This window comes from Candidatus Rhodoluna planktonica (genome assembly GCF_001854225.1).
Taxonomy (GTDB): Bacteria; Actinomycetota; Actinomycetes; order Actinomycetales; family Microbacteriaceae; genus Rhodoluna; species Rhodoluna planktonica.
This window is the reverse complement of the sequence record NZ_CP015208.1, coordinates 644,845-663,678: the sequence shown is the minus strand read 5'-3', so window position 1 is coordinate 663,678 and position 18,834 is coordinate 644,845. Positions and strand designations below refer to the sequence as shown.

Here is an 18,834-nt window from a genome sequence, read left to right as displayed (position 1 = left end):
GTCTAAAAGGGTGTCTTTCTCTTACTCTGAACGTCTTCTACCCAGTTTCTGGCAGGTTCTGGCCAGCATGCTCGTCATTCCCGCCGTTTGGCTAATTACTCTTCCGATTTTGGGCGAATTTGCCATTGTCGTGGCCTTGGCCGTTTGGTTCGTTGTGATTGCAACGATGCTTGCCCGAAGTAAAAAATTAGACATCCGCGACGGTCGATTCGCTGCCGGATCAGCCCAGATTCCGCTCAGTCTGCTTGGGAAAAGCGAAATCATTGCTCCCGAGGACATGAGGTCACAATTGGGCCCAGATCTCGATGCCCGCGCTTACCTTTGTTTCAAATCTGGCAAAAAAGGGTTGGTAAAGATAGATGTTTCAGACAAAAGCGACCCAACACCATACTGGTTGGTGTCAACTAACGACCCACGCTCGCTGGTTGAAGCACTATCGAGAAAAAACTAAAGGATCTAGCCCTGTTTAGGCAGCGCACTCAACGCAAACTTGCCCGTACTTGCCCTTGACTGAGGAAAGTAATGAGTGGTGCTTCACGATGAAGCACTCAGTGCAGGTAAATTCGTCATCTTGGGGTGGCAAAACAACCACTTCCAGATCTTCAGCCACCACGTCGGGGATAACGAAAGATTCGGCGTGGTCCGTTTCGTCAACATCGACTACTCCGGATAGCTTGTCTGGGATTCGCTCCTTGATCGCCTCAATCGACTCGTTGTCGTCGTCGGACTTTCTCGGTGCGTCGTAATCGGTAGCCATTCCGCCCTCTCAGGTTTTCTATTCGGCGCGCACAGTTTGCCTTAAAAAAACTTCAATAGCAAACCTGCAACGCCGATTGTAATCAGAAAACTTTTCGAATTCATAATTCGGCGTGGTGAGTTACCAACATACTGGCCTACTGGCAAACTCTTCATAAGGAGGACGCCATGGAAGATTTATTGCTTCTCGAGACAGCCGGAGAATATCTGATTCTGGAATCTCAAGATGGAACCCGATTCCGCCTGATGGTTGATGATTCAGTTCGGAGAGCAGCTAAGCCTGCCGCAACCATTTCAAACTCTAATCCGGTCAGCCCACGTGAAATTCAGGATGCTGTTCGTGCCGGTGAAAGTGTGTCACAAATCTGTGCTCGAACAGGATTGCCCGAAGACTATGTAATTAAGTTTGCTCAACCTGTGCTTGATGAAATCGAGCACGTCCTGCAAATGGCCCAGGCTACTCGCATCACGTTGGATGCCGATCGCTTTGGCGAGCAAAAAGTGCTCGAACTTCGTGAACTAATTACTGACAGGACACCTGCCGGCCAACGTTGGTCGGCCCAAAAACTCGACGGGCCAGGATGGTTAGTTGAACTGAGTCTTGAAGGTATCGACGAAGTTGCCAAATGGCACTTCGACCTAAAGAAACTATTTCTTACTCCGGAGTCGGTTCTAGCCGCGAAACTTAGCGCGTCGAAGACAGCCGAAAATGTGTTGGGCGGGTTGATTCCAACTGCACCTTTAAGGAATTCCCCAGACAGTTCCAACATCATCCCGCTTACGCCCAAAGCCTTTCGACTTGAAGATGAAGGTTCTGAGACGGTTTCGGCTGAGACAGTTGAATTGGTGAAAACGTCTGACGAATCCCCCGTCATTGTTGCCCCTATCAGCGAGGATGCCGAAGCCGTCGAGAACGATTCTGAAGACGACACAGCTTCAGCCAGTATTCCCGAAGGTGTAGCAAAACCAGAGTTGTTATCCGAGACTGCCGACCTGCTAGAAGCCATCAGACGTAAACGCGAGTCAAATTCACAGCAGGAGAATTCAACTGACTCACCAACGACTCCCCCAAGAAGTTTCGAACCAAGTCCCGAAGATCAAACTGAAAATTCTGAGTCACAGGATCCGACGCCGCCGGTTAAAAAAGGCAGAGCCAGTATGCCAAGCTGGGATGAAATCGTTTTTGGCACGAAAGTCGACGACATCGACTAGCCCAACCTACTTGCGGCTAGCGCAATCTCGTTCCGGCTAACGGAACCCGCCTGCGACAACTGCCGGAACTCGAAGTTCTGCATTCGAAACAGAGCCATGCTGTCCGACAATCAATCTGCTCTTGGGCTCGCTAAATCTTCGGTCATAGAACGCGAATCCCTCTTTGGCTAAAAGCACTAAATCTGGCTTGAGGCTACCTACCGGGATCGCTCCGTAAGCCGCACTGGCGAAATCCGCGTAAGAAACCAAGAAACCAAACGACTCAAGTTCAGTTGGCATGTCGACAGAGTCCCAGGTGTCTTCGAGGTAAATAAACCGACATCGCGGATCACCGGTAACGGCAATTGCGGTCGGAAAGTGGTTCGCAATCTCGATGTGACCTGATTCGGGAACATCGACCATGCCATGATCGGCGGTTAGAAAAATACCAATCCGATTTTTTCGGGCTATCTGGTCTGCGCGCCTGAATTCGAGATTCAAATCCTCAAGCGCTTGAACCCATTTTTGCGATAACCAACCATATCGGTGGCCTATTTGGTCAAGTTCCGGAACATATAGGTAGACCAAACTGCTCCCCGACGAAGCTGCTTGAAGTGCAGTGTCGAAGCGATCGCTCAGTTTATTTGCACCCCGATAGTCCTCAGCACCAAAGGTCAGTTCAGTAAAACCCGAAGCGGCATAGGCTGTTGGGCCGACAGAAGTGACCGAAATCCCCGGATTTTGTTTCCACTGCAGCCTGTGTCGCCTGGCATCCTCGGGCGAAATTTTTAGAAAGCTGATCACCGCTTCAGATTGACGATCAAACGCGCTGTAGCCCAAAACACCATGATCGACCGGTGATCCTCCGGCTGCCATGCCTGCTAAAGAAACCGTAGTGGTGGAAGGCAGTGAAGAATAGAGTTTTGAAGAAGTATCAGCCGAGAACAATTCTTTGGCGTGAGCTTTCCGCTCCGAAAGATTAACCAGGCCGAGACCGTCAACCAAAACCAAAATTGCCGATGAAACTCTCGGCAGGTTCAATCGGTTTTGCTCGCCTCGGATAGCCCGTTGCATGGAATCAAACACGGTGGTCAGATTCCCAAGAGATTTCGGCAGGCTAGGTAGCATCGAACTTAGTCTGCCATGACCCACCTAGACAGAGAATAAATGAGCGAGATAATTTCAGCCAGCGAGAAAATCCAAGACATCGACGTTTCGATGGAGATGAAGGATTCGTTTCTTGAATACTCGTATTCGGTTATTTACGCACGTGCGTTGCCTGACGCCAGAGACGGTCTAAAACCAGTCCACCGAAGAATCATTTACCAAATGGGCGAAATGGGCCTTCGGCCAGATCGAGGACACGTCAAGTCTGCCCGAGTAACAGGCGAAGTCATGGGTAAATTGCATCCGCACGGCGACAGCGCAATCTATGACGCGCTGGTGCGCATGGCCCAGGATTTTTCGCTCCGCTATCCCCTCATTGACGGACATGGAAACTTTGGCAGCCTGGACGATGGCCCAGCAGCTGCGCGCTACACGGAAGCTCGTTTGGCCCCGCTTGCTCTGGTTATGAACGAGAGTTTGGATGAGAATGTAGTCGACTTTAAACCCAATTACGACGCCCAGCTCTCCGAGCCCGAAGTTTTACCTGCGGCATTTCCGAATCTTTTAGTCAACGGTTCCGCTGGTATCGCGGTTGGTATGGCCACAAACATGGCACCACACAATCTGCGTGAAGTCATTGCCGGAGCAATCCACTTGCTTGATCATCCTGAAGCGACGCTGGATGACCTGATGGATTTCATCCCCGGACCAGATTTGCCGACCGGAGCAACAATTTTGGGCATTGACGGCATTAGAGATGCATACGCAAGCGGTCGTGGAAGCTTCAAGATGCGAGCCAAAACAACCGTTGAGACGGTGGGACCAAGAAAGCTCGGAATCGTTGTTTCTGCTCTTCCCTATCTGGTCGGTCCAGAAAAAGTAATAGAAAAGATCAAAGACGGCGTCAACAGCAAAAGAATTGTCGGCATCTCGGCGGTAACTGACCTAACCGATCGGGCTAATGGCATGAAATTGGTTATTGAGTTAAAAACTGGTTTCGATCCGAATGTCGTTCTAGAGCTGCTGTACAAGTTCACGCCGATGGAGGAATCGTTTGCAATCAACGCCGTTGCGCTGGTCAATGGTCGACCAGAGTCGCTTGGCCTGAGGGATCTCTTGGGCGTATACCTAGCGCATCGCGTACTGGTCGTTCGACGTCGAAGTTCGAATCGACTCGGTAAGCGCACTGCCCGCTTGCATCTGGTTGAGGGTCTTCTAGTCGCCATCGAAAGCATTGACGAGGTCATCCAGGTAATTCGCACCAGCGATGAGGTTGCCGCGGCACGCGAGCGGTTGATGCAGATCTTCGACCTCTCCGAGATTCAGGCCGAGTACATCCTTGAACTAAAACTTCGTCGACTAACTAAATTTTCTCGTATCGAACTGGAAACTGAGCAGAGCCAACTCAAAGCAGAAATTGCAGAACTCCGGGCAATTTTGGCTGACGACTCTAAATTGCGATCACTCGTTGCCGATGAGTTGCGAGAGGTAGCGAAAACCTACGGTGATGAGAGAAGATCGGCAATTCAGGATGGTCAAGTCGTCGTTCAGAGTATGGCATCTGCTCTGAAGTCGGCATCATCCGCAGAGCTTTCCGATGAGCCTTGCTCAATAGTTTTGACAGCAGCAGGTCAGATCGCTCGACTAGCCAACTCCAACGACTTATCGGGCCGCTATTTGGCCCAAGTATCAACGACTACTCGATCAGATTTGGGCTTTGCGGCTTCGGATGGATCGGTGATTCGTATTCACGCTGCAGACATCCCCGAGTTCGCAAACGAGAATCAGCTTAACTCGGCACCTAAGGTAAATGATTTTCTGGGAATTAGCGCAAAATTTGTTTCGCTAATTGACCTGAACGACACATCAACAGCAATTGCCATCGGAACCAAGCAGGGTGTTGTGAAGCGAGTGCTCCCTGAATTCCCCGATAAGCACGAGTTCGAAATAATTTCACTCAAAGAGGGCGATGCCGTCGTTGGCGTCGCACGAGCGGGCGATGATGCCGAGCTTATTTTCACAACCAAAGACACCCAAACGCTGATTTTCCCGGCCGCAAGCGTTCGTCCGCAAGGTAGACCGGCAGGCGGAATGGCTGGAATCGGCCTCTCGGAAAATGATGAAGTCATTTACTTTGATTCGGTTAAGCCAGATAGCTCTCTAGTTTCTGCCGCCTGTTCGGACGCCGCACTGCCTGGTACCGACCCAGGTTCGGCTAAACAAACACCGTTAGCCGAATTCCCTCGCAAAGGACGCGCTACCGGAGGTGTCCGAAGTCAAAAACTTCTAAAGGGGGAAGACCGGCTCTACTTCGCGGCTCAACTTAGCGAAGAGTCGGTTTTGTTCGATGAAACCGGCAGGAAAATTTCTGTTAGCATCCCGACTGCCAAACGCGATGCATCGGGCCAAAAACTGTCTTCGCCATTAGCAAGTTGCAGTTATTAGAAAATCTTGTACGAGAGAGTTGGCAACAAGGGAAATAACCAGCTCAATGAAAACGTAACCGCTTGACGTTTACGCGTCTATTCGGTCGCGCTCGAAAGAGTCTGCAGACTCGACGATGAAGTCTTTTCTAGGTGCTACGTCATTACCCATCAGCAACTCAAAGGTAGTCTCAGCGGCCGCTGCATCCTCGACACGCACTCTGCGCAGCATTCGCTGTCCGACATCCATTGTGGTCTCAGCTAACTGGTCTGCGTCCATCTCGCCAAGGCCTTTATATCGCTGAATCGGTTCCTTATAGCGCTTTCCTGACTTGCCTAAGCGAAGAAGAAGTGCGTCCAGTTCTGTCTGGCTGTAGGTGTAAATCACCTCGTTAGCCTTTGACCCGGAATTAACTACTTCAACCCGATGTAGCGGTGGAACCGCGGCAAATACTCGTCCCGCTTCAACCAGGGGCCTCATGTATTTGAAGAACAGGGTCAGCAGCAGAGTTCTAATGTGTGCGCCATCCACATCGGCATCCGACATCAGGATGACTTTGCCGTAGCGAGCTAAAGACAGATCAAAGGTGCGCCCCGAACCGGCACCGATGACTTGGATGATGGACGCGCATTCAGCGTTGGATAGCATGTCGGCAACAGATGCTTTTTGTACGTTTAGAATCTTGCCCCGAATTGGGAGCAGAGCCTGGAATTCAGAATTTCGAGCCAGTTTTGCAGTGCCCAGCGCAGAATCACCCTCGACGATGAAAAGCTCACTTGACTCAGTATCTTGGGTTCGACAATCCACAAGTTTGGTAGGTAGCGAGCTGGTCTCTAGTGCATTTTTTCGGCGCTGCGTTTCTTTCTGTGCTCGCGCCGAAATTCGGCCCTTCATCTCGGAAACTACTTTTTCGAGCAGGACGGCAGTTGCCTGCTTATCTTCACGCTTAGAGCTCTGGAACTTCTCAGTGAGAGATTTGGCCAACACGCTAGCCACGATGTTTTTCACTGCTGGTGTTCCGAGAATTTCTTTTGTCTGTCCCTCGAATTGCGGCTCGGCGAGGCGGACGGTGATTACAGCAGTGAGGCCAGCGGTGGCGTCATCCTTTTCGACTTTTTCACTACCAGCCTTCAGCTTTCGTGAATTGGCCTCCACTTCTGACCTGATCACCTTCAACAAGCTTTGCTCGAAACCAAGAAGATGGGTTCCGCCTTTTGGTGTTGCAATGATGTTTACAAAGCTCTTTACGGTTGTGTCGTAACCCGCACCCCACCGAATGGCGAGATCGACTTCACAGACCCGGTCAACCTCGCGCGAGACCATGTTGCCTGATTCGTCCAAAACCGGAACCGTTTCCGTAAACGTGCCGCTGCCGGTAACCCGCCAGGTCGGAGTGATGGCAGCATCCGGAGCTAGATAGTCAGCGAACTCGCTGATTCCGCCATCAAATTTGAAACTGTACTCTTCGGCCGACTCCCCGCGGTTGTCAGAAATCTTGATTGCGAGTCCGGGTACGAGAAACGCTGTTTGACGCGCTCGCTCGAGTAATTCATTCAAGACAAAATTGGCGTCTTTGATAAAAATTTGCGGATCAGCCCAGTAGCGCACTCTGGTGCCAGAGACACCCTTGGCTGCCTTGCCTAAGACGATCAGCTTCGATTCATTCTCAAAAGGCTCAAAAGCATTCGTAGGTGCGATGCCTTTTGAATCATCAAAGACTCCTGGCTCGCCACGACGGAAAGACATCGAGTAGGTTTTGCCATCGCGATCGACTTGAACATCTAGTCGTTCTGAAAGCGCATTTACGACGGATGCGCCCACGCCGTGCAGGCCACCAGATGCAGCGTAAGAACCAGAGCCAAACTTTCCGCCGGCGTGCAATTTCGTGAAAACAACCTCAACACCGGTTAGACCTGTTTTGGGCTCGACATCAACGGGAATACCACGGGCCAAATCGCGCACCTCGACGGATCCATCCGAGTGCAGAACTACGCTAATCTCGCTACCGTGGCCAGCCAAAGCCTCATCGACTGAGTTGTCGATGATTTCCCAGAGGCAGTGCATCAGTCCGCGAGAGTCGGTGGAACCGATGTACATACCAGGACGCTTGCGAACAGCTTCAAGACCTTCTAAAACGGAAAGATGGCGGGCTGAGTAATCGGAGTTTGGCACCTTCAAACTCTAAGCCTGTCGACCTTGAGCCAAGTTAATAGACACGAAAACTTATGACTTCGCAGTTAGCGAAATTGGCGCCTGTTTTCTAAATCCTCGTGTTCAAATAGTCATGTGGAGAATTTAACCCAAGCAGTTGAGCAGCCTTCGAAGTCATTGACAGCAGCAGACAGATGCGATCTCTGTGGCGCACAGGCATTTGTTCACGTAGAGCTTTCGACCGGTGAACTGTTTTTCTGCGCGCATCATGCTAACGAGCGAAAGGCAGAACTCTCGCCCATCGCAAAATCTTGGCATGACGAGAGTGCAAAATTACTCATCCGCTAAAGCTATAGCCAAGTCTCTGGCACTGTTCACAGCATCCTGAAGCTGATCGTCCAAAACGGCAACAGTTGAAAACCAAGTTTCCAAAAGTTGAGGATTTTTTGCGACCAGGGGCCCATGGAGTGACGTTAGCCAAAAGCCATTTTGACGCTCAAAGAGCGGCAGGTTGCGATCGCTGTTTAGATAGCCAACGATTTTCTGGTTTTCAAACTCGGTGTGTGTGAACTTCGATTGCCTTTCAATTTCGGCAAACTGCACATGCAGTCCAAGCGAATCAGCCAGTTCACTGATTGCGCTGCTTACCAGAAGCACTAACGCCCCGTTATCACGAGCTGCCAGCAAGAATTTTGCAATCACTGGCTTGAGATCGGTTAGTGAATTCCAAGCGGCCATTGATCCGTGTCCGACCACAATAAAGTCAGCGTCAGGACTCCAGGTTTGGCCGAGGCGGTAATCGACGACAGTTGAACCTATCCCCGATTTGTTAAGGTAAAAACTTATCGCGTCACAGTTGGCTGCATCGCCGTTCAAATTCAAGTGGCTGGGAAGAAACCTGACTAGCTTTTTCAAATGCGGCTCACATCCTCAGGATTTGTTAGACCAAGGTAGCGGCGCATGCGACGCATAACATCTGCGGAAAAAATCACTGTCTTGTAACCAACGGGTGGAACCGGTAGCTCAAAATACTTCTCGATTGCTTCTTCCAGGTCATATACAACTTCGTCGATGATTGAGCCGCCAGCTCGAAGTTTGAGGGTAATTTCGGCTGCGTTGTAACCTGCGACCATCGCTACATGATCCAACTTCTCAGTATCGACAGTCCACAACCAACTTGGATCGTGAACATCACGGCCAATACCGACAAAAATGCAGTCAGCATCATCTGGTAAGTAGTCGAGGTTTAGTTGAAAACTTGGCGGATTTTGAACCAGATTGAATTCGACTAACTGTCCTCTCACCTCGCGCAGCTCTCCCCTCGCGAAAACTGGAGGCAGTTGGTTTAGACACTTTTCGGCCACTGTCGGATCAAACCTAGATTGCAGAATTTTCTTCGCGCCGGTTAGTGCGGCAACCGCATCAATGGCGAAGTGAACGCCACGGTTCGGCAAGTTGAATTCGACGCGCTCGGAGCCCAACGAAACAATCGTTTTGCGTCCATCCATTCCAACGACAAGGTTTTCGGTAACTGGCTCATCTAGAGCATCTAAATAGGTTGGCGCATACCCTAAACCAATCTCACTGAGAACACGAAGCGAGTGATCAATTGAGAACCAGGTTGGCTGCAGTTGAATTGATCCAGCCAAAATGAGCATGTTTTGATCACTCGCGTTGAGAGCGACAAAATCTGTGGCTTCCTGAGCAAGGTCAGTCAGCTTGTCTCTAACTAAACTCGGATCGACGAATCGGTCTAACTGATCCTCGGTTACGTTCAGGATTACAACACCTTTTGGCTTCACCAATTTTGCAATGGTTAGCGCGTGGCCCTCGTCAACCTCGAGTACGGCGACTTCACCCGGAAGCCTGCCGGTCAGCGAACCTAACTGAATCAAGGTCGAGTAGAAGCCCTGGTTGATGTTTGCTGTAGATGGATTCGTGAATACACTCAAACCGTGTTCCCGAAGAATGGCAACCAACATTTTGGTGGTCGTCGATTTTCCTGCTGAACCGGAGACCAGGTAAATACCTTGTGGAAACGCAGACAAAGCCCGCTTCAAAACACCGGGGGCAATTTTAGAAAGCACCAGTCCTGGCAGTGCCGAACCGCCACCCGGCCTGACCATGCGCACCAGAGCACGCAGCAGACGCCCAATAAGGAGGGCCGGCAGATAACGCATTAGTTGTCTAGATAGTCTCTAAGCATCTGTGATCGGGAAGGGTGACGCAATTTAGACATCGTCTTTGACTCTATTTGTCGAATGCGCTCGCGAGTAACGCCGAATTCTTCACCAATTTGATCAAGAGTTTTCTGAACACCATCGCCAAGACCGAATCGGCTTCTGATTACGCCGGCTTCTCGAGGATGCAAGGAGTCGAGGATTCGCTCTAATTCTCGCTGAAGCATTGTGAAACCTACCGCATCAGCCGGAACAACCGCTTCAGTGTCTTCAATCAGGTCGCCAAATTCGCTATCGCCATCTTCACCAAGCCGAGTCGAAAGCGAAATTGGTTCTCTTCCGTACTTCTGAACCTCGACAACCTTCTCGGGAGTCATGTCTAGTTCGCGAGCGAGCTCTTCAGGAGTCGGCTCTCTTCCGAGATCTTGGAGAAGCTGGCGCTGAACTCTAGCAAGTTTGTTAATTACCTCAACCATGTGAACTGGAATACGAATCGTTCTCGCCTGGTCTGCCATGGCACGTGTAATCGCCTGACGAATCCACCAGGTTGCGTACGTTGAGAACTTGTAGCCCTTGGTGTAGTCAAACTTTTCAACTGCGCGGATGAGGCCCAGATTTCCCTCTTGGATGAGGTCTAGGAATTGCATTCCGCGGCCGGTATAGCGCTTAGCCAACGAGACAACCAAACGCAGGTTCGCCTCTAGGAGGTGACTCTTCGCACGCTGGCCATCTTTAACAACCCACTTTAAATCGCGTTCCATTTCGCGAGTGAGGTTCTTCGACGTTGCCAGCTTCTCCTCAGCAAAAAGACCGGCCTCGATTCGCTTTGCCAACTCAACTTCTAGTTCAGCATTGAGCAGTGCGACTTTACCGATCTGCTTGAGGTAATCCTTGACGGGGTCTGCAGTAGCACCGGTAATGGTGGTGGTGATGGCCGGGATATCGTCTTCCTCGCGGTTGGATAGAACCAACGCACCCTCAGGGACGACTATCTTCTCTTCGTCTTCAGTTTCGTCTTCGAGCGAATCTTCTTCGGTCGCTAAATCAACGGATGACGTTGCCTCGGCGACAATTTCTTCTACCGAGCCGAGCTCTTCTTCGTCGAGCTCTTCCTCATCCTCTTCTAAACCTTTTGGAAGCTTTGCGGCTTTTGCAGGCTTTGCCTTTGCGGTGGTTTTCTTTGCAGCTGTAGCCGGGCTTTCAACAACAGCCTCTTCGACAAAGTCAGAAACCTCAGGCTTGGCAGAAGCCTTAGCAACCTTTGCCTTTTCGGAGACTTTGGGTTCAACCTTAGATTCGGGTTTTGCAGCCTTAACTTTCGCCTCAGTGCCCTTGGCTGCCTTCGCCTCAGTGCTTTTGGTAGCTTTTGCCGATGCGGGCGCTGCGGCCTTTGCCGACTTAGGTTTTGTGACAGTCTCTTGAGACTGCTTCACGGCCTTTGCAGCAGGCTTGGCTTCTTTGATGGCAGGCTTAGCCTCCGTCTTCGTTGAAGCCTTTGCAGTCTTGTTAACTTTCGGGTTTGACGCGATTGCTGAAGTAGAAATTTCTCTAGATTCTTTCTTGTTGCTCGAAACTTCCCCCGAAGTCTTTTCCTGCGGGTGCAGCAGGTTCGCAAAAAAACCGCGCTTCTTGGCGCCCTGTTCCTCTGACTTGGCCATGCTGTCCCCTTTGTGCCCAAATTCCGGGCAGATTGAAGACCCATGTCAAGTTGCTCCTTGACTGGGTCTTAGTGCCTAATTATGGCACGAAAATGGTCAACAAAACGCATTTCGCATTTATTTCCACAATTTGTTTTTCGCCGCTGACAAAAGCGGAGAAACCCTGATTCCTTGCGCGGCCAGTACGGCTCGAGATTTTCTGCGCTCTAGGGCAACCATGCTTAGTCCGAACAATAAGTTGACCAGAGGAACTAACATCGCCAGCCGGAAAGCTTCAGGGTTGATTCCCAGGCCAAATCTTGAGCCTCCCGTGTAGAGATCTACAACCAAACCACTTGCGTACATCATGCAGAAAGTCGCAAGAAAACCACCGATGTTAACAAATCCATTGGCAGATCCAAGTTTTGAAAAATCTACTGAACTGCGAGTCAAGTCAAAGGCAATCATTGATGCCGGACCAGCCATAGCCAAGGCAATAACCAACAAAATGACCACCCAAATTGGCGCTGGGGCTGGAAAGGACAGCACGAGTGCCCAGGCGAAAATTGCAAAGCCGCCAAAGGCAAATACTAAATTGGATCTTCGCAGCGGGAAGCGGGTGCACAGCTGAGCAACAATCGGACCGGTCAAGAATCCTGCGATAACGAATGATCCAAGAAGAAGACTTGCTAGAGCGGGATCAACACGCTGTCCGACAACGAGGTAGGGGTATCCCCATAACAAGATGAAAACGGATGCGGCGCTCTGCAGGCTGTAATGAACCCAGAAAGCCATACGCACAACGGGTTGCCGGACTGATTGCCGAAGCCCGGCAAAAGCGTGGCGGATTGTCTCGGGTCTTTCGTGATTGACCGGATCTTGAATGAGCGTGATCACGACAAGCGAAACAGCCAAACTGAAAAAACCAATCACCCAGAAGGCAGCATTCCAACCGATGTTGTGCAGCAACCCGACAAAAGGAATGGCAGAAAATATCTGGCCCAACTGCCCCAAGTTGGTAAGCAGTTGCTGAATCTTTGTGGCCTTTGGTCCATGAATCCAACCATTGACCAGGCGCAGCATTGAAATGAATACAAAAGCATCACCAAAACCCACGGCAATTCGGCCGACCAAGGCGAGAAACAGCATGTCGGTATAGCCAACCAGAAGTTGACCAAGGCCAATTGCGGCAACACCGAGAGAAATTGTGAATTTGGAGCCAACTCGGTCGAGAACTAAACCGACTGGAATTTGAAAAAGTGCGTACGTTGCTAACTGCACAACGGTAAGCAGACTAAGGTCTGCCGCTGAGACTTGGAATCGCTCGGCGGCATCCAAAGATGCGACGCCCATACTGCTTCGGTTAACTACTGCAGCAAAGTATGCAAGAGTTGCAACTCCTAAAATGAGTCGCAATCTAGATCTATTCAAAGGGCCACCAAATGAAAAATCGAACGGTAATTATTACCGGTGGAACTAATGGTATCGGCCGTGAATGCGTCGCTGCGTTCGCTGAGAGAGATGCGACCGTTATTTTCACGGGTCGTGACCGAGATGCCGGGACTTCGCTTGCTGGTCTCTGGCCAGGAAAGGTCTTTTTCTTCGAAACAGACTTCGGTGATTTGAACTCGGTTTTGGATACTTCCAATCGAATTAACAATCATTTTGACGGTTTCGATGTGCTGCTCACCAATGCCGGCGCAAAGATTGAAAGCCCACTTCGCCTAACTTCACAGGGATTTGAATGGCACTTCGGAGTAAATTACCTGGCCAATTTTCTAATCAGTCATTCACTGAAAAGCAGAAGCATTTCGGACTCTATTTTGGTTAATGTCTCATCCATCGTTGCGAAACGTCAGCCACCAACTCTGGATTTGGCTAAAACGCTAACCTCACCAAGCATTGCCTACGCAAATTCAAAAGCGCTCAACCTGTTGAATCGGCCAATCATTCGTGGCTCGGCACAAACTACAGCTGCCGCCCATCCTGGTTTCACGCGCGCAAAAAACTACGGTCCGTGGTGGCTTAAGCACATAGAGCGAGTATTTGCACAAAGTGCGAAATCTGGGGCAAGACCAATCATTGATGCCGCGCTACAAGGTCAAAATGGTGATTATTTCGCGCCGAGACTACTTGAAATTTGGGGCGCGGGAACAAAAATTGAAATGCCCAATTGGTTTGAGCAGGTAGACCGCGAGGCAATTTACCTAGAAACCAGAAGCCTTATCGAAAATGCTGGATTTAATCTTCCGCCTCTAAGTTCTTTTTAGCGAGGAACTCCTCAAGCTCAATGGCGATCTCCTCGGCATCTGGGATGCGGGTTTCTGGCCTGCGAATAGGAGCCCGAATTGGCCCCATTTTTTCGCTTCCATATCCATTTTCTAGAGCCTGAACCATCTTTTGAAGATCTTCGCTCTCTGCTACCTGGGCATTAAGTTTCGCTGCAAATTCATTATTTTGGGCACGCAGATCATCGCTCGGAATAACCAAACCGGTAGTCGCCATAATTTGTTCGACAGCGGTGAGTGCCGTTAGCGGAAAATCAGATTCTGAAAGGTAGTGAGGAACTAATAGGACGAAGCCAACTACATCGATTTCTGCCTGGCTAGCCTTGTATTCGAGTAGGTGCAAAACATTTCCTGGAACCTGGGTTTGTGGTTTCCACTCTGAAAATTGATCAATCATCTCAACGCGGTTACCCGAGACCGTCATGCCCAATGGTCGAGTGTGCGGAGTTGGGAAAGGGATTGAGTGTACCCAAGTAACGCCAGAAATTTCTAGTTGTTTTGCCAGATTGACGAGCTCGTCGGTGAATTCTTCCCAGCGGAAATCAGGCTCGTAACCGTTCAACAGGAGAAATTTTTGGTTGGCGTCATCCTCGACCAAATAGAGAGCGAGTTCAGGGGCGTCGTAATCGGCGATGTGGTCTTTATCGAAGTACATCAATGGTCGACGTGAACGGTAATCGAGAAGCTCGTCATTAAGAAAAGTTGCTACTAACTCGTGCTGCAAGTTGGTAAATAGATGTTGAGAAAGCTGGCTAGAGGTGCCGCCAGCGTCGGTGAAGCCATTCAGATTGCAGACCAGGGGTAAACCTAGAGGAATCTCTGCGAAATGGCCCTGCAATTTGAATAATCTACTGTCCACACGTCAATCCTAAACAAACTATTAGCATTGCCATATGGCTGTGAAAATTGAATTTATTACCAAGCGCCCCGACGACTTTTCCGGAGCATTGATCCTCGGAAACCCATCAAGTGAAGCCATCCCAAGTTGGGTGCCAAATCCGATCAGAGAAAAACTCGGCAAATCGAAGGCAGCCGACAAGATAACCACACCCAAGGGAAACAGCCTGACCATTTTTGTGTCGGATGAAACTCCAGAGAAGTCGTGGCTTCAATTAGGCGCTGATGCCGCCAAGGCAATTTCAGATAAGACTGAAGCGATAGTTGATACCGATGCAAACCTGGAGAGTTCTAGAAACATAATTCTCGGGCTACTTCTAGGCACTTATGAATTCGCCCAATACAAGCGGGCCAAAAACCTGACTCAAAAAATTATGTTCGTGACTCAATTCAGCTCAAAGGAACTCAAATTTGCTGAATTGCAGATTAAGGCCGCAGCCGTTGCCAAGGCTAAGGACTTAGTCAACACTCCGGCCAATCACATGTACCCAGAATTACTGGCCACCGAGGCTAAGAATTGGGCAGGCAAATTGGGCCTAAAAGTTGAGGTTTGGGATACGAAGCGTCTTGCTAAAGAGCGTTGCGGTGGCATTCTGGCCGTCGGTCAAGGCTCGATTCGGGAGCCTCGCCTGGTGAAAATCAGCTACCGACCTTCAGGCGCGACCGGAAAATTGGCGCTGGTCGGAAAAGGAATCACCTTTGATACTGGTGGTCTCTCACTAAAGCCAGCCGAATCGATGGTTGGCATGAAATACGACATGACCGGTGCAGCAACCGTACTTGCTGCCATTTCCGCGATTGCCGAACTGAAACTTAAGGTAAATGTCACTGCGTACATGTGTTTGGCTGAAAACATGCCGGGTCCAAACTCGACTAGACCAAATGACGTGATTACCGCCCGCAATGGAAAAACCATCGAAGTGCTAAACACCGATGCCGAGGGCCGTCTGGTGCTGGCCGATGGTTTGGTTTTAGCCAGCGAAGAACAGCCCGATCTCATAGTCGATGTCGCTACCCTTACCGGTGCGGCAACAATTGCTTTGGGAAACAGGTACACCGGAGCGATGGGTTCGGATGAAGCTATCATGCAGATTCTTGATGCGTCTGCCGAAAACGAAGAGCTGGTCTGGGGCATGCCTATGCCGCGGGAGTTGCGTGAATTGCTCGATTCGGAGATTGCTGACATTGCCAACGTGAAAATTGGCAACCGCGCTGGCGGCATGCTAATCGGCGCCATTTTCCTGAAGGAATTTGTGGGAATCAGCAAGAAAACCGGTGAACAGATACCGTGGGTTCACCTTGACATAGCGGGGACAGCAAATAACTCTGGTGCTGCATTCGGTGTCACCGGCAAGGGTGCAACCGGTGTCATGATTCGAACCCTTATTTCTTTAGCGGCGAGAATTTCAACAAATAACCGGTAGTAAAGTTTAAGTGTCTATTAGCAAGGAGATCCCGTGGCCGACCACAACTTCGACGTCGTAATTTTAGGTGGTGGAAGTGGTGGCTACGCAGCCGCTCTTCGCTCTGCACAGCTTGGTAAAACCGTCGCCCTTATCGAAAAAGACAAACTTGGTGGCACCTGTCTACACAGAGGTTGTATCCCAACTAAAGCACTGCTGCACTCTGCAGAAATAGCAGACAATGTTCGTGACGCGGCCCACTTCGGAATCTCGGCTACCCTGGGCTCGATTGACATGACTGTTGTCAACCAGTACCGCGACTCCATCGTGGATCGACTCTTCAAGGGCCTAAGCGGTCTAGTTGCAGCGAAAAACATCACCGTTGTTGCTGGTGAGGGCCGCTTGGTCGGGCCAAAAACCATTTCGGTTAACGGTGACAACTACACCGGAACAAACATCGTTCTTGCTTCGGGTTCTTACAGTAAGTCTCTGCCCGGCCTAGAAATCGGTGGTCGAGTCATCACTTCAGAGTCTGCACTGCAACTGAATTTTGTTCCGAAACGAGCAATCGTTTTGGGTGGTGGCGTCATTGGCGTTGAATTCGCGTCGATTTGGCGTTCATTCGGCACTGAGGTGACCATCATCGAAGGTTTGCCGAATTTGGTTCCTAATGAGGATCCTTCGGTAAGTAAGGCTCTAGAGCGTGCCTTCCGCAAGCGTGGTATCGAGTTCAAGACCGGCGTTCGCTTTGCCGGAGCCGAGCAGCACTCCGAGGGCGTAATCGCCACTCTTGAAAACGGGGAAAAGTTTGAAGCTGACCTAATGTTGGTGGCCGTCGGACGCGGCCCAAACACTGCAAACATGGGTTACGAAGAGCAGGGTATCGCGATGGATCGCGGTTATGTTCTCACTAACGAGCGCTTGCAGACCAACATCCCCGGTGTTTACGCAGCGGGCGACATTGTACCTGGCCTCCAGTTGGCACACCGAGGATTCCAGCAGGGAATCTTCATTGCGGAGGAAATTGCCGGACTGAACCCGGTTGCAATTGATGAAAACGGTATTCCAAAGGTTACTTACTGCGAGCCGGAAATCGCCTCAGTGGGGCTAACCGAAGCAAAAGCACGCGAAATTCACGGTACCGACAATGTATCGGTCTATGAATACAACCTTGGTGGCAATGGTAAGAGCCAGATCTTGGGCACTGCCGGATTCATCAAACTTATTCGTAAAAACAATGGCCCGGTCGTCGGTGTCCACATGATCGGTTCACGAGTCGGCGAGCAAATCGGCGAGGCGCAACTAATTGTGAACTGGGAGGCATATCCTGAAGATGTTGCTAGCCTTGTTCACGCACACCCAACTATGAATGAGGCAATTGGCGAAGCGCACCTTGCGTTAGCCGGAAAACCATTGCACGCACACGCATAAACAGGCTTGAGGAAAATAATGAGCGAAGTTTTACTACCAGCACTCGGTGAAAGCGTCACCGAAGGCACCGTGACCCGCTGGCTCAAAAAAGTTGGCGATACCGTGGCGGTAGATGAGCCACTGGTTGAAGTGTCGACAGACAAAGTTGACACCGAGATTCCATCGCCGGTTGCCGGAGTGATTCAACAAATCCTGGTTCAAGAAGATGAAACCGTTGCAGTGGGCGCGGTCCTAGTAATCATTGGTGATGGCGCTGCGGCCGAGGCGCCGGCAGCTCCGGTTGCTGAGCCAGTGGTTTCGCAGCCAGAGCCTGTGGCAGCCCCAGTAGTTGAGCCGACTCCGGTAGTTGAGACCAGCCCGGTCGCACCGGTTGTTGAAACACCGGTTGTTCCGAGTGTTCCAGTTGTTGCCGCACCGGCAGCCCCGGTAGCCAGCCCGAGCGTGACAGCAACCAAATCTGTTTCGGTTGACCCAACTTACGTGACCCCTCTGGTTAGAAAGCTTGCCAGCGAGACAGGCATTGATCTAACCACCATTACCGGTAGCGGAGTGGGCGGTCGAATCCGCAAGGATGACGTTCTAGCTGCAACTAGCTCTATTTCAACGGTCGCACCCGCTGCAGTTGCTCTCCAGCCAGCCCAGGACTCACCTTTGCGAGGCACCACAGAATCAATGTCTCGTCTGCGTAAAGTTCTTGCAGAACGTGCCGTGGCAAGCATGGTGTCAACTGCACAACTTACAACCGTGGTTGAAGTAGATGTAACCAAGATTGCCGACCTAAGAAAGCGTGTTCAAGAACAGTTCGTTGCCAAGACCGGCACCAAGCTAAACTTCATGCCGTTCTTTGCACTTGCCGCCGCAGAAGCTTTGCGGGCGCATCCAAAACTAAACGCAAGCATCGATGGTGAAAACATCGTCTATCACGGTACCGAGAACATCTCATTTGCAGTAGACACCGAACGAGGACTACTGACTCCGGTTATCCGCGATGCGAGCACCTTGAACATTGCTGAAATTGCGCAGCAAATTGCTGACAAGGCTGCACGAACCCGTGCCAACCAGCTAAAGCCTGATGAACTAGGCGGCGGGACTTTCACACTGACTAACACCGGCTCTAGAGGAGCGTTATTTGACACTCCTGTGGTCTTCTTACCTCAAGTAGCAATTCTTGGAACCGGTGTCGTCACTAAGCGTCCGGTGGTAATTACCGACGCCGACGGACATGACTCAATCGCGATTCGCAGCATGGTGTACCTTGCCCTTTCTTACGACCACCGATTGGTCGATGGTGCCGATGCATCTCGTTTCTTGGTGGACGTAAAAACTCGACTTGAAGAAGCGAATTTCAGCGGCAATTTGGGCATCTAGT

At 50.6% G+C, this 18,834-nt stretch carries 16 protein-coding genes; 8 read left to right on the top strand and 8 right to left on the bottom strand.

The genetic code is table 11. The annotated features are described in order from the left end of the window. Positions 1-10 precede the first annotated feature (10 nt). Entirely contained in the window at positions 11-451 is a 441-nt protein-coding gene (locus A4Z71_RS03305; protein ID WP_070954526.1) for a DUF3093 domain-containing protein, read from the top strand. 15 nt (positions 452-466) lie between these two features. On the opposite strand, the gene A4Z71_RS03300 is transcribed toward A4Z71_RS03305, so the two are convergent. Continuing rightward, positions 467-757 carry a DUF4193 domain-containing protein gene (locus A4Z71_RS03300; RefSeq protein WP_070954525.1) on the bottom strand — a complete coding sequence of 97 codons (291 nt, stop codon included), beginning with the start codon at positions 755-757 and terminating at the stop codon, positions 467-469. Between the two features lie 167 nt (positions 758-924). Here A4Z71_RS03300 and sepH point away from each other — a divergent pair, with 167 nt between their 5' ends. Continuing rightward, positions 925-1,968, top strand: coding sequence for a septation protein SepH (sepH, locus tag A4Z71_RS03295; RefSeq protein WP_070954524.1), 1,044 nt, complete (start codon positions 925-927; stop codon positions 1,966-1,968). A 36-nt stretch (positions 1,969-2,004) separates the two neighbouring features. Here the strand turns inward: sepH and A4Z71_RS03290 are convergent, their stop codons facing one another. Next, positions 2,005-3,033 carry an alkaline phosphatase family protein gene (locus A4Z71_RS03290; RefSeq protein ID WP_158512776.1) on the bottom strand — a complete coding sequence of 343 codons (1,029 nt, stop codon included), beginning with the start codon at positions 3,031-3,033 and terminating at the stop codon, positions 2,005-2,007. 81 nt (positions 3,034-3,114) lie between these two features. Between A4Z71_RS03290 and A4Z71_RS03285 the strand changes: the two genes are divergently transcribed. Next, positions 3,115-5,499 (top strand): DNA gyrase/topoisomerase IV subunit A, encoded by a 2,385-nt coding sequence (locus A4Z71_RS03285; RefSeq protein WP_070954522.1) that lies wholly within the window; start codon positions 3,115-3,117, stop codon positions 5,497-5,499. 69 nt (positions 5,500-5,568) lie between these two features. On the opposite strand, the gene A4Z71_RS03280 is transcribed toward A4Z71_RS03285, so the two are convergent. Further along, positions 5,569-7,650 (bottom strand): DNA gyrase/topoisomerase IV subunit B, encoded by a 2,082-nt coding sequence (locus A4Z71_RS03280; protein ID WP_070954521.1) that lies wholly within the window; start codon positions 7,648-7,650, stop codon positions 5,569-5,571. Between the two features lie 114 nt (positions 7,651-7,764). On the opposite strand from A4Z71_RS03280, the gene A4Z71_RS07170 reads away from it, so the two are divergent. Continuing rightward, on the top strand, positions 7,765-7,977 hold the full coding sequence (locus A4Z71_RS07170) for a DUF7455 domain-containing protein (RefSeq protein ID WP_084028403.1): 213 nt from the start codon (positions 7,765-7,767) through the stop codon (positions 7,975-7,977). Here the strand turns inward: A4Z71_RS07170 and A4Z71_RS03275 are convergent. The 4 genes from A4Z71_RS03275 to A4Z71_RS03260 form a co-directional block, all read right to left on the bottom strand. Further along, the gene (locus A4Z71_RS03275; RefSeq protein WP_070954520.1) at positions 7,963-8,511 is read right to left on the bottom strand and encodes a hypothetical protein; all 549 of its coding nucleotides are present in this window, start codon (positions 8,509-8,511) and stop codon (positions 7,963-7,965) included. The genes A4Z71_RS07170 and A4Z71_RS03275 overlap by 15 nt on opposite strands. Positions 8,512-8,540: 29 nt before the next feature. Beyond that, complete coding sequence (locus tag A4Z71_RS03270; protein WP_070954519.1) at positions 8,541-9,809, bottom strand: Mur ligase family protein; 1,269 nt, start codon at positions 9,807-9,809, stop codon at positions 8,541-8,543. Then, the gene (locus A4Z71_RS03265) at positions 9,809-11,467 is read right to left on the bottom strand and encodes an RNA polymerase sigma factor (RefSeq protein WP_084028402.1); all 1,659 of its coding nucleotides are present in this window, start codon (positions 11,465-11,467) and stop codon (positions 9,809-9,811) included. Before A4Z71_RS03265 ends, A4Z71_RS03270 begins: the two co-directional genes overlap by 1 nt. Before the next feature lie 117 nt (positions 11,468-11,584). Next, positions 11,585-12,862, bottom strand: a complete 1,278-nt coding sequence (locus A4Z71_RS03260) for an MFS transporter (RefSeq protein ID WP_084028401.1) — start codon at positions 12,860-12,862, stop codon at positions 11,585-11,587. Positions 12,863-12,888: 26 nt separating this feature from the next. On the opposite strand from A4Z71_RS03260, the gene A4Z71_RS03255 reads away from it, so the two are divergent. Then, entirely contained in the window at positions 12,889-13,716 is an 828-nt protein-coding gene (locus tag A4Z71_RS03255) for an SDR family NAD(P)-dependent oxidoreductase (protein WP_070954517.1), read from the top strand. Here the strand turns inward: A4Z71_RS03255 and A4Z71_RS03250 are convergent. After that, positions 13,688-14,593, bottom strand: coding sequence for a proteasome assembly chaperone family protein (locus tag A4Z71_RS03250; protein WP_070954516.1), 906 nt, complete (start codon positions 14,591-14,593; stop codon positions 13,688-13,690). The two genes, A4Z71_RS03255 and A4Z71_RS03250, sit on opposite strands and share 29 nt — an antisense overlap. A 34-nt stretch (positions 14,594-14,627) precedes the next feature. On the opposite strand from A4Z71_RS03250, the gene A4Z71_RS03245 reads away from it, so the two are divergent. From A4Z71_RS03245 to sucB, 3 genes are read left to right on the top strand one after another with little or no spacing between them, the layout of a single operon-like run. Beyond that, entirely contained in the window at positions 14,628-16,055 is a 1,428-nt protein-coding gene (locus A4Z71_RS03245) for a leucyl aminopeptidase (RefSeq protein WP_070954515.1), read from the top strand. A gap of 33 nt (positions 16,056-16,088) precedes the next feature. Next, on the top strand, positions 16,089-17,465 hold the full coding sequence (gene lpdA / locus A4Z71_RS03240; protein ID WP_070954514.1) for a dihydrolipoyl dehydrogenase: 1,377 nt from the start codon (positions 16,089-16,091) through the stop codon (positions 17,463-17,465). 18 nt (positions 17,466-17,483) lie between these two features. Next, positions 17,484-18,833, top strand: a complete 1,350-nt coding sequence (gene sucB / locus A4Z71_RS03235) for a 2-oxoglutarate dehydrogenase, E2 component, dihydrolipoamide succinyltransferase (protein ID WP_070954513.1) — start codon at positions 17,484-17,486, stop codon at positions 18,831-18,833. Position 18,834 lies beyond the last annotated feature (1 nt).

What these genes read in the sequence shown, in the direction of transcription:
- A4Z71_RS03270 (WP_070954519.1), bottom strand. Translation starts at nt 9,809, where the DNA reads ATGCGTTATCTGCCGGCCCTCCTTATTGGGCGTCTGCTGCGTGCTCTG.
- A4Z71_RS03285 (WP_070954522.1), top strand. Translation starts at nt 3,115, where the DNA reads ATGAGCGAGATAATTTCAGCCAGCGAGAAAATCCAAGACATCGACGTT.
- A4Z71_RS03245 (WP_070954515.1), top strand. Translation starts at nt 14,628, where the DNA reads ATGGCTGTGAAAATTGAATTTATTACCAAGCGCCCCGACGACTTTTCC.
- sucB (WP_070954513.1), top strand. Translation starts at nt 17,484, where the DNA reads ATGAGCGAAGTTTTACTACCAGCACTCGGTGAAAGCGTCACCGAAGGC.
- A4Z71_RS03255 (WP_070954517.1), top strand. Translation starts at nt 12,889, where the DNA reads ATGAAAAATCGAACGGTAATTATTACCGGTGGAACTAATGGTATCGGC.
- A4Z71_RS03265 (WP_084028402.1), bottom strand. Translation starts at nt 11,467, where the DNA reads ATGGCCAAGTCAGAGGAACAGGGCGCCAAGAAGCGCGGTTTTTTTGCG.
- A4Z71_RS03300 (WP_070954525.1), bottom strand. Translation starts at nt 757, where the DNA reads ATGGCTACCGATTACGACGCACCGAGAAAGTCCGACGACGACAACGAG.
- sepH (WP_070954524.1), top strand. Translation starts at nt 925, where the DNA reads ATGGAAGATTTATTGCTTCTCGAGACAGCCGGAGAATATCTGATTCTG.